This window comes from Nocardioides sp. CCNWLW216 (assembly GCF_037120545.1).
Classification (GTDB): Bacteria; Actinomycetota; Actinomycetes; order Propionibacteriales; family Nocardioidaceae; genus Nocardioides; species Nocardioides lianchengensis.
On record NZ_JBBBBJ010000001.1, the window covers coordinates 647338 to 661482 of the forward strand.

Genomic DNA, 14145 nt, shown 5'->3' on the forward strand with positions numbered 1-14145 from the left:
ACCCCGCATGAAGCCCACCCCCGAGGACCTACGCCTCGACGTGACGCCGACCGACCCGCCGGACGACCTGGTGCACCGGCTGGCCGCGCTCGCTCGGGAGAGCACGCCGACGGCGAGCGTCCGCGGCCGCCGTACCGCCGCGGTGGTGGCGGGCCTGGTCGGGGCGGTCGGGCTCTCGGTCGGTGGTGCCTGGGCCACCGGTGCGGTCACGATTCCCGGGCTCCCGCAGCCACGGCAGGGGCCGCCCTCCGTCCCCGTGACGCCGACCCCGCAGCCCACGCCCGCGAGGCCGTCGCCCACGTCGGTCGTCCCGTCCTCCGGCCCCGACGCTCCGGAGACGTCCGCCCCCCTCCCCGGCCCGGGCTCGGACCCCACGTCCGGCCCAGGAGGTACGACGGGCTCCGACCCGCGTCCGTCGCCGCTGCCGTCGCAGGCGGCGGACCCGGCCACGACGCCTGCAGCCCCGTCGTCGACAGCGCACCCGACCAGGAAGCCGCACCCGACCAGGAAGCCGCACCCGACGAGGAAGCCGCGTCCGTCCCAGGCGGCCACGCCCGCGCAGCCGACCAAGCCGACCAAGCCGACCAAGCCGACCAAGCCGACCAAGCCGACCAAGCCGACCAAGCCGTCGGCGACGTCGACGGATGCGGACGTGGATGGCTGAGCGCGACGACGACCTCGTCGCGCGGGCGAAGACCGGCGACCCCGAGGCCTGGCGGGAGCTGCACCGGGCGCACGCAGGTCGGCTGGTGGCCTGGCTGTCGGCCCGGCCCAGCGGGGACAGCATGGTGGCGCCCGAGGACGTGGCGAGCGACGCCTGGCTGGTCGCGGCGACGAAGATCGCCGACTTCTCGGGGTCGGCCGACGACTTCGCGGGCTGGCTCTTCGGCATCGCCCGCAAGATCAGTGGGAGCACGAAGCGGCGCTCGGACCGCCGTCGTACCGATCCGACCGAGGTCGAGGACCACCTGCCGACGGTCCCCGACCCCACCCTGTCCCTGGAGGAGCGGGACTGGGTCCGCCACGCGATCGCGTCGCTGCCCCCGAGAGAGCGCGACGTGATCGGTCTCGTGGACGGACTCGGCTTCGACAACCACGGCGCCGCGACGGCGCTGGGGATCAGCGCCGTCGCGGTCCGGGTCGCCCGGCACCGCGGCCTCCGCCGGCTACGCAGCCGGCTGGCCGAGGTGCCGTAGCGATCACCGTCGGTCCCGAGGGAGGTGGGGCCGACGGGGCGAGGCGTCAGCTCGTGGGGACGGGCTGCTGCGCCTCACACCTGTCGAGCCGCGCCTCGGCCTTGGCCAGGCGCTGCTGCTGGGCCTTCTTCGCGGCGCGGGCGTCGCCGCGGTCCTCCTTGGCCTCGCGGAGCTCGGCCCGGGCGGCCCGCCGCTCGCGCGCGGTGTCGGCGGCGCGGACCTCGTGACGCGCCTTCGCGACCTTGTCCTGCTGTCGCTCGAACACCGCGGTGACCCGCTCGAGACCGGCGGTGGCCTTGTCGACCTGCTTCTGCTGCTGGGCGCAGGGGGCCTGGTGGGCGGCGGTCGCCGGGGCCGCGGTCAACGTGCCGAGCGAGCCGAGGGTCAGCGTCACGCCGGCAACGACGCCGGCGACCCGAGTGGAGACGTGCATAGGTGCTCCTGGTGGTGAGTGGTCCCGCGAACGGGCGTTCACTCGGGACCTGCCGCGCGCGCCCCGCCGCGTTACACGCGAATTAATGATATAAAGTCTCCTGAATTAGTCGGCTTAAGACGTGAGGGAGACCGTGTCCGCGATCGACCTGCACCAGCACCTGTGGCCCGAGCCGCTGCTGGAGCTGCTCCGACGGCGTACGCGAGCGCCGTACCTGCGGGGCTGGACGCTGCACACCGAGGGCGAGGCGCCGTACGACGTCCGCCCGGCCGACCACGACGTCGAGCGCCGGATCGACCTCGACCGCGCCGCCGGAACCGGCCTGGCCTGCGTGAGCCTCTCCGCCCCGCTGGGGCTGGAGTCGCTGCCGCGCGAGGAGGCCGGTGCGGCGCTCGACGCCTGGCACGCGGGCGCGGCGGCGCTGCCCGGGCACTTCGCCGCGTGGGCGTCGGTGCCGACGCACCAGCCCGACCTCGACGCGTTGGCCGCCCTGCTCGCCGGACCGTTCGTCGGCGTCCAGCTGGCCGCGACCCAGGTCGCGACCCCCAGCGGCTGGGACGCGGTCGGCGACGTGCTCGCGGTCGCCGAGGCGGCCGGCAAGCCGGTCTTCGTGCACCCCGGGCCGACCGCGGTCGACGAGGCTCCGGCCTGGTGGGCGCCGGTGGTCGGCTACGTCGCGCAGCTGCAGGCCGCCTGGTGGGGCTGGCACGCCGCAGGTGGCCGGGCGCAGCACCCGACGCTGCGGCTGGTCTTCGCCGCCGGGGCCGGCCTGGCGCCGCTCCAGCACGAGCGGCTGGCCGCCCGCGGAGGCGATGCCGGGGTCGTCGACCGCGACGTCTTCGTCGAGACCTCGTCGTACGGCGCCCAGGGGGTCGACGCCCTCATCCGGGTGCTGGGCATCGACGTGGTCGCCCTCGGCAGCGACCGCCCGTACGCCGCCCCGCTGCCCGCCCTCTTCGGCGAGGCCGCGACCCGGGCCATCCGGACCGACAACCCGCTCCGCGCACTGGGCGCGCGGAGCATCGATGCACGAGTGGAGGCAGTGGCATGACCGCGACCCTGGACGAGATCCGCACCGACATCCCCGCCCGGGCGGCGACGCCCCTGGAGGGCGACCTCTCCCTGGGGACCCTGCCGGGCCGGGACCTGGACCAGGACGAGCTGCGCTCGCTGGCGTCGTACCTCGCCCTCCACCCCGAGCAGTGGCGCCACCACCTGGCCTTCGACGCCGACAACCGCGTCTACGTCTCGCTCCACCGCGACGCCCACGTCGACGTCTGGCTGCTCTGCTGGACCCCGGAGAACGACACCGGCTTCCACGACCACGACGTGTCCTCCGGCGCCGTCGCCGTCGTCGAGGGCTCGCTCCTCGAGCACAACCTCGCGGTCGGCATCGAGACCATCGAGACCCTGGTCGAGGCCGGCCAGGTCTTCAGCTTCGGTCCCGACCACATCCACCGACTCACCGGCGCCGTGCACGGGGCGGTGTCGGTGCATGCCTACAGCCCGCCGCTGTGGCGGATGGGCCAGTACGCCGTCGGCTCCGACGGCCGGCTCCGCCGCCAGTCGGTGTCGTACGCCGAGGAGCTGCGGCCGATCGACTGACGGGGACGCGCCAGCGGACCCGTCCTGCTCGCGCAGGGAGATTCACTCACACGCTCGGAGACCGAGGGGGCCCGGCAGACCCTCCCTCGCTCAGGGGGCCGTGCCTAGCGTGGAGGACATGACCGTTCCCACCATCACCCTGAACAACGGCGTCGAGATGCCGGCCCTCGGCTTCGGCGTCTTCCAGACCCCGCCCGACGAGACCACCGCCGCGGTCGAGACCGCGCTGGAGGTCGGCTACCGGCACGTCGACACCGCCGCGGCGTACGGCAACGAGCGCGGCGTCGGGGAGGCGCTGCGACGCTCCGGCCTGGCCCGGGACGAGGTCTTCGTCGAGACCAAGGTCTGGATCAGCGACTACGGGTACGACGAGACGCTGCACGCGTTCGAGAAGAGCGCCGGCAAGCTCGGCCTCGAGCAGCTGGACCTGCTGATCCTGCACCAGGCCCTGCCCGGCGAGTTCGACCTCACCGTGGACGCCTACCGCGCGCTGGAGACCCTGGTCGCCGACGGCCGGGTCCGCGCGATCGGCGTCAGCAACTTCATGCCCGACCACCTTGCGCAGCTGCTGGAGCGCACCGACATCGTCCCGTCGATCAACCAGATCGAGGTGCACCCCTACTTCCGCCAGTCCGCCGTCCTGGAGGCCGACGAGGCCCACGGGATCGTGTCGCAGGCCTGGGCGCCGATCGGCGGCATCACCTTCTACCGCGACAGCGGCCACCGCAGCACGCTCGAGGACCCGGTGATCGGCGAGATCGCCGCCGCGCACGGGCGTACGCCGGCGCAGGTGATGCTGCGCTGGCACCTCCAGCAGGGCCGTCAGGTCATCCCCAAGTCGGTCACCCCGTCGCGGATCGCCGAGAACTTCGACGTGTTCGGCTTCGAGCTGAGCGGCGACCAGCTGGCCGCGATCGACGCGCTCGACACCGGCAAGCGCGGCGGCCCCGAGCCGGAGGACATCACCCGCGAGGCCTGGGGTCGCGAGATCCCGGAGGCCTGAGGCCGTCTCTCGACGCCTCAACCCCGGGCGGCGATGGCCAGGAGGTCGCGGACCGGACCGGCGGGCGGCGTCGTACCCCCGACCCAGACGGCGGTGAAGCGACGGCGCAGGTCGAGGCCCGTCGTGGGTACGGCGACCAGTTGGCCGGAGTCGAGGTCGCGCTCGACGGCGCGACGGCTGAGGAACGCGGGTGGGCTGCCGGCACGGACGCTGCCGACGACGGCCGCGTTGGTGGTCAGCTCGGCCTCGGGCGGCGCGAGCGTGACCCCGGCGCGGGCCAGGGCGTCCTCGACCACGCCGCGGGTGCCGGAGCCGCGCTCGCGGCTGGTCAGCGCCCGGCCCGCGACGGCCGCCGGGTCGAGCGGACGCCGGCGCCGGGCCCAGGGATCGTCGGGCGCGGCGACCAGGACCAGCTCGTCGTCGCCGACCTTGCGGGAGGCGAGCCCGGCCAGGTCGCCGGGCCCCTCGACGAAACCGAGCCCGGCCTCGCCGGAGCGGACCGCCCCCAGCACCGCCTCGGAGTTGGTCGCCTGCAGGCTCACGGTCACCGAGCGCTGCCGCCGCAGCCGGACCAGCCAGCGGGGGAGGAGGTACTCGGCGGTGGTCATGCTCGCGAAGACCCGCAGCTCCTCGGTGTGCTCGCGGCGCAGGGTCCGCAGGGCGACCTCCACCTCGTCGGCCTGCTCGAGCAGTCGGGTGCTCCACTCGACCAGCAGCCGGCCGGACGGGGTCAGGCTCGAGCCGCTCGTCGCCCGCTGGACCAGCACCAGGCCGGTCTGGGCCTCCATCGCCCGCAGCCGCTCGGAGGCGGACTGCTGCGAGATCCCCGCGAGCCGGCCTGCCGCCCCGATGCTGCCGTGCCGCGCGACGTCGGCCAGCAGGCGCAGGGACGGGAGATCGGGGAGCACGTGACGAGGATAACGCGCTCACAGGAGGATCCTGTGGGCTCACAGTGACGGCGGTCCTACCGGTCCTGGACGACGCCCGTCACGCTGGACGCATGAGGAACATTCGCGTTGCCGTGGTCGGTGCCGGACCGGCCGGCATCTACGCCGCCGACATCCTGACCAAGGAGCACCCCGAGGCCAGCGTCGACGTCATCGAGCGGCTGCCCGCGCCGTACGGCCTGGTCCGGTACGGCGTCGCGCCCGACCACCCGCGCATCAAGGAGATCGTCAAGGCGCTGCGCCGGGTGCTCTCGCGCGACAACATCCGGTTCCTCGGCAACGTCGAGTACGGCACCGACCTCAAGCTCGACGACCTCGAGCGGTTCTACGACGCCGTCATCTTCTCCACGGGCGCGATGGCCGACCGCCAGCTCGACATCCCCGGCGTCGACCTCCCCGGCAGCCACGGCGCCTCGTCGTTCGTGAGCTGGTACGCCGGCCACCCCGACGCGCCGTCGGAGTGGCCGCTGGAGGCCCGCTCGGTCGCCGTGATCGGGGCCGGCAACGTCGCCCTCGACGTCGCGCGGATGCTGGCCAAGCCGGCCGACGAGCAGCTGACCACCGAGATCGCCGACAACGTCTACCAGGGCCTGAAGCTCAACCAGGCCACCGACGTGCACGTCTTCGCCCGCCGCGGCCCGGCGCAGATCAAGTTCACGCCGATGGAGCTGCGCGAGCTCTCCCACTCGCCGAACGTGGACGTGATCGTGCACCCGGAGGGCTTCGAGATCGACGAGGCCTCGCAGACCGCGATCTCGTCGAACAAGGGCACCCGCCTGGTCGTCGACACGCTGCTGAAGTACGTCGAGGCCGAGCCCACCGGTGCCCCGCACCGCATCCACATCCACCTCTGCCAGGCGCCGGTCGAGATCTACGGCGACGGCCAGGTCGAGGGACTGCGCACCGAGATCACCGAGCTGGTCGGCGACGGCACCGCCCGCGGCACCGGCGAGTACGTCGACACCCCCGTCCAGGCGGTCTACCGCGCGGTCGGCTACTTCTCCAGCCAGCTCGCGGACCTGCCGTTCGACCACGTCAACGGCGTGCTGCCGCACGAGGCCGGGCGGGTCCTGGACCTCGACGGCGAGCACCTGCCGGGCACCTACGTGACCGGGTGGGTCAAGCGCGGGCCGGTCGGCCTGATCGGGCACACCAAGTCCGACGCCGCCGAGACCGTCGCCAGTCTGCTGGCCGACCTCGACACGCTCCGCACCGCGGAGACCACCGACCCGGCCGCCATCCTGGAACACCTCGCCGAGCGCGGCGTGGAGGTCATCGGCTGGGACGGCTGGGAGCGGCTCGACGCCCACGAGGTCGCCCTGGGCGAGGCCGCCGGTCGCGAGCGGATCAAGGTCGTGCCCCGCGACGAGATGCTGCGGGCCGCGCGCGGCTGAGGCAGACTGGGCCGGCGCCCCGCTCGACGGGCGCCGGGAGGCGCGATGGACACCGAGCAGGAGCTCCGGCTGGCTGCCGACGACCACGCCCGTGGGCTGCAGCAGGCGATCGGGGCCCGGGTCGTCGTCCTCTCCGTCTTCGCCGGGGAGGGCCGGCACTTCTTCGTCGGCTCCGCCGGGCTGCCTCCGCGCCTGCAGGGCCAGTGGGAGATCCCCGAGATGGAGATGCTCTGCCAGCACCTCGAGACCTCCGGCGGTCAGCTCATCGTCGACGACGTCCGGACCGAGAGCGACTTCGCCTCGCACCCGCTTCTGGCCGAGCTCGACGTGCACGCCTACGCGGGCTGGCACGTGCCCGACCGGGACGGGCGCCCGATCGGCATCCTCGCCGCCACGGCGGACCGGCCGCGGGTCTGGTCCTCGGCCGACCTGACGACCCTGATGGAGCGGGCGCACGCGTGCGGACCGGCCCTGGCGGCCGCTCTCGCGTCCGGGGTGGTCCGCTCGGACCGTGCCGGCTGACGCCGGCGGGCGACCAGGCTCCGGATTCTGCTGACTGGGACGGGCACCATCAGTCACACTCGTCCTCGGTGCTCTTCCGGGTGGGAGCGCCCGATGAGGGGACAGCGTGGACACGACTAGCGAGAACGACGCCTTCGAGGCCGGCGACGGATACACCCGGCGGCTGCGCGAAGCTCTGGGATCACGGCTCTCGCTGCTCTCGGTCTTCGTCGGTGACCGGCAGATCCTGCTCGGTGCCGACGGCCTGCCGGAGCAGCTCCAGGGCGTCCGGGAGATCCCGTTGGTCGCGGGCTTCTGCAAGCACGTCAAGGACACCGGCGCCCAGCTGATCGTCGACGACGTGCGCGACGAGACCGGGATCGCCACCCACCCGCTCGTCGTCGAGCTCGGCATCGAGGCCTACGCGGGCTGGCACGTCACCGACGAGTCCGGCCGTCCGGTCGCGGTGCTCTGCGCCATGGACGACCACCCGCGCGCCTGGAGCTCCGGCGAGCTGCTGACCCTGATGGAGCTGGCGCACGACTGCGGGTCGATCGTGCGTGGCTTCGCGGCCCGGGCCGAGCGCGGCTCGGCGGTCTGAGGAGGCCGGCATGGTCGGACGCGGGCGCGCGATCGCCGTACTGCTCTTCTCCGTGGTGCTGCTCGCCGGCACGGCCGTCGCCGGGATGTCGCTCTTCCAGCAGGAGCGGGCCGAGGGCGAGAGCCTGGCCCGCATCACCTGGAGCGAGTACGACGTCGTCCGCCGCGGCGTCGTCGTGCACGCGACCCTCTCGGCCTGCCAGACGATCTCCGACGTCGACCTCGTCGAGACGGCGGACCGGGTCGAGGTGACCCTGGACCTCACCGGCGAGGACACGTGCGCCGGCGAGTCCGTCGAGGTCGAGAAGGGCGTCCGGCTGGAGCGGCGGCTGCGCGACCGCGCGGTCTACGACGGCGGCTGCCTGGCCGACGGCGGCACCGACGAGCGCTGCCGCGCCGCCCAGCGCACGACGGCCGAGGGCTGACCCGCCGCGTCACCGCTGCGGCACCCGCGCCCCGACCGCCCCCAGGTCGACCACGGCGTCGGCGAGGTCGACCCCGACGTGGTCGTGGCTGATCCAGACGACGGCTCGTTCGTCGCGCGGGTCGAGCACCTCGTGGGCCAGCTCGACGGCGGTGGCGTGGTCGAGGTGGGCGGTGGGCTCGTCGAGGACCAGGACCGGGTGCTCGGCGAGTAGCGAACGGGCGACGGCGATCCGGGCCCGCTCGCCACCCGAGACCTGGGCGTGGCCGTCGCCGAGCCAGGTGTGCAGCCCGTCGGGGAGGTCGTCCAGCCAGGTGCCGAGGCGGGCCCGCCGCAGGGCGGCCTCGACGTCGGCGTCGCTCGCGTCGGGCCGGGCCAGGCGGACGTTCTCGACCAGGGTCGAGGCGAAGACGTGCGGGTCGTCGTCGACCAGACCCACGACCCGTCGGACGTCGTCGGGGTCCAGGCGGGTGGTCGCGACCCCGCCGAGCCGAACGTCGCCCGCGACCGGGTCGAGGAAGCGCAGCAGCAGGGCGGCCAGCGTCGACTTGCCCGAGCCCGACGGCCCCACGACCACGACCCGCTCGCCGCGGTCGACGCCGAGCGAGAGGTCGCGCAGCGCGATCCGGTCCGGCGTCCAGCCCGCGGTGACGCGGTCGAGGACCAGGTCGTGCCGGGCCGGCAGCGGGTCGCCGACGGTGGCCCGGACGGCCGGGCGGGTGCGTTCGAGGGTGTGGAGCCGGGCGGCGGCGGCCCGGGTGCGGACCGACAGCGCGCCGGCGTCGGCGAACGTGGTCAGCGTGTCGGCCAGCGCGAGCGGCACCAGGGCCAGCAGCGCGAGGACCGGGCCCGAGACCTGGCCGGTCGCGACCGCGGCGACGGCGGCGACGCCGATGCCGCAGACCACGAGGACGAGGGCCCGCGCCGCGCCCGACCAGGCGACCGCCCGGGCGGCGGTCCGGCCGAGCCGGTCGCTCAGCTCCGCGACCCGCGACACGGCGGTCGCCTCGGCCTGCCACATGACCAGCTCGGGGGCGACCTGCGCGGTCTCGACGGACGCCTCCGAGAGGTCGGCCCGCAGGCCGACCGCGGCACGCTCGGCCGCGCCGGCGCCGAGCCGGGCCAGGCCGTGGGCCAGCCCGCCCCCGACGAGACCGACCGCGGCCACGACCGCACCCGCGGCCGGCAGCAGGGCGGTCGAGACGACCGTCGCGCCGGCCACGACCAGTGCGCCCGACATCAGCGGGAGCCGGACCCGGAGCGCGTCGTCCACCACGCCGTCCACGTCGTCGACGACCGAGGCGAGCAGGTCGCCCCGCCGGCGCCCGAGCCGGCCGGGGACGAGCGGCACCAGGGCGTCGTACACCTCGACCCGGCGGCGGGCCAGCAGTCGGAGGGCGAGGTCGTGGGAGCGGAGCCGCTCGACGTAGCGGAGCACCGGGCGGGCCAGTCCGAAGGTGCGCACCCCGACGATGGCCACCATCAGGGTCAGCACCGGCGGGTGCGTGGACGCCTGGACGATCAGCCACCCGGCGGTCGCGGTGAGCGCGACGCCCGACAGGGAGGCCAGCGCGCCGAGGACGGTGCTGCCGAGCAGACCCCCGCGCGGCGGTCGGTCGGCGGCGGGCTCGGGGGAGCGGTGCGCAGTCCACCGTTCCGGTACGACGACCGGTGGCTGGCTCGCCGGCGACCGCGGTGTCGGCGCCGACAGCTCGATCACGTGGTCGGCCAGCGCGACCAGCGCGGGCCGGTGCGCCACGACCACGACCGCGCTGGTCCGGCCGAGCGCGACGACGGTGTCGGCGATGACCTGCTCGGTCAGCGCGTCCAGGTGGGCGGTCGGCTCGTCCAGGAAGACCCACGGCCGCCGGGCCAGCACGACCCGGGCCAGGGCCAGCCGGGCCCGCTCGCCGGCCGAGAGCGAGACGCCGTCCTCGCCGAGCGGCTGCCGGAGCGCCCAGGGCAGCGCCCGGACCCGCTCCTCGAGGGCGACCGCGCGCAGGGCGGCCCAGAGGTCGGCGTCCGTGGCCTCGGGTCGGGCCAGGCGCAGGTTGTCGGCCACGGTGCCGGCGACGAACACCGGCCGCTGCGAGACCCACGCGACCTGCGAGCGCCAGGCCTCGCCGGCGACGGGGACGCCGTCGACCAGCACCTGGCCGTCGGTGGGCGGGACCAGGCCGACCAGCGCGGCGAGCAGGGTCGACTTGCCGCAGCCCGACGGGCCGGTGACGACGGTGACCCCGCGCGCCGGGACGACGACGTCGACGCCGTCGAGGGCCGGCACGGTGCGGCCGGGGTGCCGGACGGTGAGGCCGGTCGCGACCAGCGCAGTGTCGACCGCGGCCGCCGTCCCGCTGCTCGCGACCGGGGTACCGGCCAGCAGCTCGTCGACCTGCTCGAACGTCGCCACGCCCTCGGCCGCGGCGTGGAACTCCGCCCCGACCCGGCGCAGCGGCCAGTACGCCTCGGGGGCGAGCAGCAGCACCAGCAGCGCCGTGTGCAGGTCGAGCCCACCCCCGGCGAGCCGGGTGCCCACGACGACGGCCACCAGCGCGACCGACAGGGTCGCGACCAGCTCGAGCACGGCCGAGGAGGCGAAGGCGACGCGCAGGGTGGCCATGCTGGCCCGGCGGTAGCGGTCGGTGACCCGGCCGATGGTGGCCGACTGGGCCCGGGCCCGGCGGTGGGCGACCAGCGTCGGCAGACCTCGTACGACGTCGAGGAAGTGGCCCGACAGCGACGCCATCGCCCGCCACTGCTCCTCGGCCCGGTCCCGGGTCGCGAGTCCGACCAGCGCGCCGAAGACCGGCACCAGCGGCAGGGTCAGCAGCACGACCAGCCCGCTCAGCGGGTCCAGCCAGGCGATCACGCCGAGGGTCAGCAGCGGGAGCACGGCGGCGAGGACGACCGCGGGGAGGTAGCGGGTGAGGTACGGCTCCGCGGCCGCCACGCCCCGGGTCAGCAGCACGGCGTCGGCCGAGCGGACCTCGCGGCGGCGGAGCACCGCGGCGACGACCTGGCGGCGCAGGTGGGTCCCGACGATCGCCGCCGACCGGGCGGCGAGCAGGTCGCCGACCCAGCCGGTCAGCGCGCGGGCGGCGAACACGGCGGCCACCGTGACGGCCCAGGTCGCGAGCTCCTCACGCCGTACGGCGGCGACCAGCAGCCCCGTGACCGCCCACGCCTGGACGATGACGAGCGCCGCCCCGAGCCCGCCCGCCACCAGCACCCCGGCGAGCGGCCGGGCGGCCGGGGCGAGCTGGCGGCGCAGCCGCGGATCCGTGGGCCTCATCGCGGACCGGCCGCCAGCACCGTCTCCGGGATGTGGTGCACGGCGATCCGCTTGCGGAAGACCCAGTAGGTCCAGGCCTGGTAGGCCAGCACCAGCGGCGTGAAGATCGCCGCCACCACGGTCATGATCCTCAGCGTGTACGCCGTCGCCGCGGCGTTGGTCGTCGTCAGCGACGTGCCGCCGGCCAGCGTCGAGGGCATGACGTCCGGGAAGAGCGCCAGGAACAGCCCGGCGACGCCGACCGCGATCGCCACGAAGGTGCCGAGGAAGGCCCAGCCCTCGCGGCCCGCCGCCGCGGCGGCGATCCCGCCGACCAGGGCCAGCGCCGCGACCAGGAAGGCCAGCGCCGAGGCGGCGTCGCCGGTCTTCAGCTGGGTCCACCCGAGGAAGGTGACAGCCACCACGGCAGCCACGACGCCGAGCTTCACCGCGAGCGTGCGAGCGGCGTACCGGATCGAGCCGTCGGTCTTCAGGGCGATGAACATGGCGCCGTGGGTGAGGAACAGCAGCAGCGTCATCGCCCCGCCCAGCAGGGCGTAGGGGGTGAGCAGGTCGAAGAAGCCGCCGGTGTACTCCAGGTCCGCGTCGATCGGCACGCCGCGCAGGATGTTGGCGAAGGCCACGCCCCACAGCAGGGCCGGCACCAGGGAGCCGACGAACAGCACGGCGTCCCAGCGCTTCTTCCACCGTGCGTCCTCGCGCTTGTGGCGGTACTCGAAGGCGAGCCCGCGCACGATCAGCGCGACCAGGATCAGCAGCAGGGGCAGGTAGAACCCGCTGAACAGGGTGGCGTACCACTCCGGGAAGGCGGCGAAGGTCGCGCCGCCGGCGACCAGCAGCCAGACCTCGTTCCCGTCCCAGACCGGGCCGATGGTGTTGATCAGGACCCGCCGCTCGCGGTCGGTGCGGCCGAGCACGGGGAGCAGCATGCCGACCCCGAAGTCGAAGCCCTCGAGGGCGAAGTAGCCCATCCACAGGATCGCGATGAGCGCGAACCAGACGGTGGTGAGTTCCATGTCGTGTCAGTCCTTCTCAGTACGCGAACGCGAGGGGCTGGTCGTCGTCCGCGTCGGTGCGGACCTTCGGCAGGTCGTCGACGCCGGTGATCGGCTCGACGCCCGTGGTGATGGCGGTCAGCAGGAGCCGGACCTCGATCACCGCCAGCACGCCGTACAGGAGCGTGAGGGTGATCAGGGAGATGAGCATCTCGCTGGCGCTGACCCCGGGCGAGACGGCCGAGGCGGTGGTCATCAGCCCGAAGACGGCCCACGGCTGACGGCCCATCTCGGTGAAGATCCAGCCCGCCGAGTTGGCCAGCAGCGGCATGAGGGGAAGCAGCAGGACCGCGGTGTAGAGCAGCCGGCCGCCGGGGATCCGGCCTCGCCGGGTCGCCCACAGCAGCCACAGCGCCACCGCCATCGCGGCGAAGCCGAGGCCCATCATGAAGCGGAAGCTCCAGTAGGTGACGGGCACGTACGGCGTGTAGTCGCCGGCCGAGTAGTACGCCGCGCCCGGGTCCTCGCCGTACGTCTCCTGGTACTGCTCGCGCAGCTCGTTGATGCCCTGGACCTCCCCGTCGAGGTCGCCGGTGGCGAGGAAGGAGAGCAGGTTCGGCACGGTGAGCGAGAACTTCTCGGTCTTCCCGTCCGGGGTGCCGATCGTGAAGACCGAGAACGGCGCGGGCTGCTCGGTCTCGTAGAGCGCCTCGGCGGCCGCCATCTTCATCGGCTGGACCTCGGTCATCACCTTGCCCTGGAAGTCGCCCACGACGACCACCCCGAGCCCGGTGACCAGCACGAAGGCGGCACCACCGCGGACCGCCTTGCGCCACATCCCGGCGTCCTCCGACGCGGGGTCGCTCTGGCGGCGGAGGTGCCAGAACGCGATGCCGACCACGAAGGCGGCCGCCGTCATGTACGCCGCCAGCACGACGTGCGGGAACGTCACCAGCTGGACCTTGTTGAACATCACCGCCGCGAAGTCGTTCATCTCCGCGCGCCCGGTGTCGGGGTTGAAGGCGAAGCCGACCGGGTGCTGCATCCAGGAGTTCGCGGCCAGGATGAACCAGGCCGAGAAGAGGGTGCCGAGGTGCACCAGCCACATGCACCCGGCGTGCAGCCTTCCGGGGAGCCGGTCCCAGCCGAAGATCCACAGGCCGAGGAAGGTCGACTCGAGGAAGAAGGCCAGCAGCCCCTCGATGGCCAGCGGGGCGCCGAAGACGTCCCCGACGAAGCGCGAGTAGTCGCTCCAGTTCATCCCGAACTGGAACTCCTGGACGATGCCGGTGACCACGCCGATGGCGAAGTTGATGAGGAAGAGCTTCCCGAAGAAGCGGGTCAGGCGGAGGTACGCCGTGTCGCGGGACCGCAGCCAGCGGGTCTCGTAGTACGCCACCATCGCCGAGAGACCGATGCTGATCGGGACGAACATGAAGTGGTAGACGGTGGTGATGCCGAACTGCCACCGGGCGATGTCGAGCGGGTCCACGAGCTCTCCTGAGCATGTCGGTCGGACTGGTACGACCACGCTAGGAAGCACGGGAGGACCGGGGGATCGGGCGGACGGCCCCGGCCCCGGGGACCAACGTCCCGACCTGTCCGGGACCCGTGCCGGGTCTCGATACGCGCGGTGGCGCTCGCTACTCGACCGGCGACGGGTGGTCGGGTGGGCGGTGGGTCTCGATACGCGCGGTGGCGCTCGCTACTCGACCGGCGACGGGTGGTCGGGTGGGCGGTGGGTCTCGATACGCG

The 14145-nt window shown here is 74.1% G+C and carries 14 protein-coding genes; 9 read left to right on the forward strand and 5 right to left on the reverse strand.

Translation table 11 applies throughout. The annotated features are described in order from the left end of the window. Positions 1-7 precede the first annotated feature (7 nt). A complete protein-coding gene (locus V7S47_RS03010) occupies positions 8-664 on the forward strand; it encodes a hypothetical protein (protein WP_336560190.1) in 657 nt (218 codons plus the stop codon). Beyond that, positions 657-1196: an RNA polymerase sigma factor gene (locus tag V7S47_RS03015; RefSeq protein ID WP_336560191.1), complete on the forward strand. Its 540-nt coding sequence runs from the start codon at positions 657-659 to the stop codon at positions 1194-1196. The genes V7S47_RS03010 and V7S47_RS03015 overlap by 8 nt, the downstream gene beginning before the upstream one ends. Before the next feature lie 46 nt (positions 1197-1242). Here V7S47_RS03015 and V7S47_RS03020 read toward each other — a convergent pair whose 3' ends face one another. Continuing rightward, on the reverse strand, positions 1243-1629 hold the full coding sequence (locus V7S47_RS03020; RefSeq protein ID WP_336560192.1) for a hypothetical protein: 387 nt from the start codon (positions 1627-1629) through the stop codon (positions 1243-1245). Between the two features lie 121 nt (positions 1630-1750). On the opposite strand from V7S47_RS03020, the gene V7S47_RS03025 reads away from it, so the two are divergent. The 3 genes from V7S47_RS03025 (at position 1751) to V7S47_RS03035 (ending at position 4237) form a co-directional block, all read left to right on the forward strand. Beyond that, a complete protein-coding gene (locus V7S47_RS03025) occupies positions 1751-2680 on the forward strand; it encodes an amidohydrolase (protein WP_336560193.1) in 930 nt (309 codons plus the stop codon). Next, on the forward strand, positions 2677-3234 hold the full coding sequence (locus V7S47_RS03030; protein ID WP_336560194.1) for a cysteine dioxygenase: 558 nt from the start codon (positions 2677-2679) through the stop codon (positions 3232-3234). The genes V7S47_RS03025 and V7S47_RS03030 overlap by 4 nt, the downstream gene beginning before the upstream one ends. 118 nt (positions 3235-3352) lie before the next feature. Next, the gene (locus tag V7S47_RS03035) at positions 3353-4237 is read left to right on the forward strand and encodes an aldo/keto reductase (RefSeq protein WP_336560195.1); all 885 of its coding nucleotides are present in this window, start codon (positions 3353-3355) and stop codon (positions 4235-4237) included. A 17-nt stretch (positions 4238-4254) separates the two neighbouring features. Here V7S47_RS03035 and V7S47_RS03040 read toward each other — a convergent pair whose 3' ends face one another. Next, complete coding sequence (locus V7S47_RS03040; protein WP_336560196.1) at positions 4255-5145, reverse strand: LysR family transcriptional regulator; 891 nt, start codon at positions 5143-5145, stop codon at positions 4255-4257. Positions 5146-5237: 92 nt separating this feature from the next. Here V7S47_RS03040 and V7S47_RS03045 point away from each other — a divergent pair, with 92 nt between their 5' ends. The 4 genes from V7S47_RS03045 (at position 5238) to V7S47_RS03060 (ending at position 8104) form a co-directional block, all read left to right on the forward strand. Next, positions 5238-6578 (forward strand): FAD-dependent oxidoreductase, encoded by a 1341-nt coding sequence (locus V7S47_RS03045; protein ID WP_336560197.1) that lies wholly within the window; start codon positions 5238-5240, stop codon positions 6576-6578. 45 nt (positions 6579-6623) lie between these two features. Next, on the forward strand, positions 6624-7100 hold the full coding sequence (locus V7S47_RS03050; RefSeq protein ID WP_090850280.1) for a GAF domain-containing protein: 477 nt from the start codon (positions 6624-6626) through the stop codon (positions 7098-7100). 106 nt (positions 7101-7206) lie between these two features. Beyond that, on the forward strand, positions 7207-7680 hold the full coding sequence (locus V7S47_RS03055; RefSeq protein ID WP_090850281.1) for a GAF domain-containing protein: 474 nt from the start codon (positions 7207-7209) through the stop codon (positions 7678-7680). A 10-nt stretch (positions 7681-7690) separates the two neighbouring features. After that, the gene (locus tag V7S47_RS03060) at positions 7691-8104 is read left to right on the forward strand and encodes a hypothetical protein (protein WP_336560198.1); all 414 of its coding nucleotides are present in this window, start codon (positions 7691-7693) and stop codon (positions 8102-8104) included. A gap of 9 nt (positions 8105-8113) precedes the next feature. Here V7S47_RS03060 and cydD read toward each other — a convergent pair whose 3' ends face one another. From cydD to V7S47_RS03075, 3 genes are read right to left on the reverse strand one after another with little or no spacing between them, the layout of a single operon-like run. Then, positions 8114-11395 carry a thiol reductant ABC exporter subunit CydD gene (gene cydD, locus V7S47_RS03065; protein WP_336560199.1) on the reverse strand — a complete coding sequence of 1094 codons (3282 nt, stop codon included), beginning with the start codon at positions 11393-11395 and terminating at the stop codon, positions 8114-8116. After that, complete coding sequence (gene cydB, locus V7S47_RS03070) at positions 11392-12411, reverse strand: cytochrome d ubiquinol oxidase subunit II (protein WP_336560200.1); 1020 nt, start codon at positions 12409-12411, stop codon at positions 11392-11394. The genes cydD and cydB overlap by 4 nt, the downstream gene beginning before the upstream one ends. A 16-nt stretch (positions 12412-12427) precedes the next feature. Next, positions 12428-13882 carry a cytochrome ubiquinol oxidase subunit I gene (locus V7S47_RS03075; RefSeq protein ID WP_336560201.1) on the reverse strand — a complete coding sequence of 485 codons (1455 nt, stop codon included), beginning with the start codon at positions 13880-13882 and terminating at the stop codon, positions 12428-12430. Positions 13883-14145 lie beyond the last annotated feature (263 nt).

Excerpts from the sequence above, each read along its gene's own strand:
- V7S47_RS03010 (WP_336560190.1), top strand. The coding sequence starts at position 8 with ATGAAGCCCACCCCCGAGGACCTACGCCTCGACGTGACGCCGACCGAC.
- cydD (WP_336560199.1), bottom strand. The coding sequence starts at position 11,395 with ATGAGGCCCACGGATCCGCGGCTGCGCCGCCAGCTCGCCCCGGCCGCC.
- V7S47_RS03045 (WP_336560197.1), top strand. The coding sequence starts at position 5,238 with ATGAGGAACATTCGCGTTGCCGTGGTCGGTGCCGGACCGGCCGGCATC.
- V7S47_RS03030 (WP_336560194.1), top strand. The coding sequence starts at position 2,677 with ATGACCGCGACCCTGGACGAGATCCGCACCGACATCCCCGCCCGGGCG.
- V7S47_RS03020 (WP_336560192.1), bottom strand. The coding sequence starts at position 1,629 with ATGCACGTCTCCACTCGGGTCGCCGGCGTCGTTGCCGGCGTGACGCTG.
- V7S47_RS03050 (WP_090850280.1), top strand. The coding sequence starts at position 6,624 with ATGGACACCGAGCAGGAGCTCCGGCTGGCTGCCGACGACCACGCCCGT.
- V7S47_RS03015 (WP_336560191.1), top strand. The coding sequence starts at position 657 with ATGGCTGAGCGCGACGACGACCTCGTCGCGCGGGCGAAGACCGGCGAC.
- cydB (WP_336560200.1), bottom strand. The coding sequence starts at position 12,411 with ATGGAACTCACCACCGTCTGGTTCGCGCTCATCGCGATCCTGTGGATG.
- V7S47_RS03035 (WP_336560195.1), top strand. The coding sequence starts at position 3,353 with ATGACCGTTCCCACCATCACCCTGAACAACGGCGTCGAGATGCCGGCC.
- V7S47_RS03060 (WP_336560198.1), top strand. The coding sequence starts at position 7,691 with ATGGTCGGACGCGGGCGCGCGATCGCCGTACTGCTCTTCTCCGTGGTG.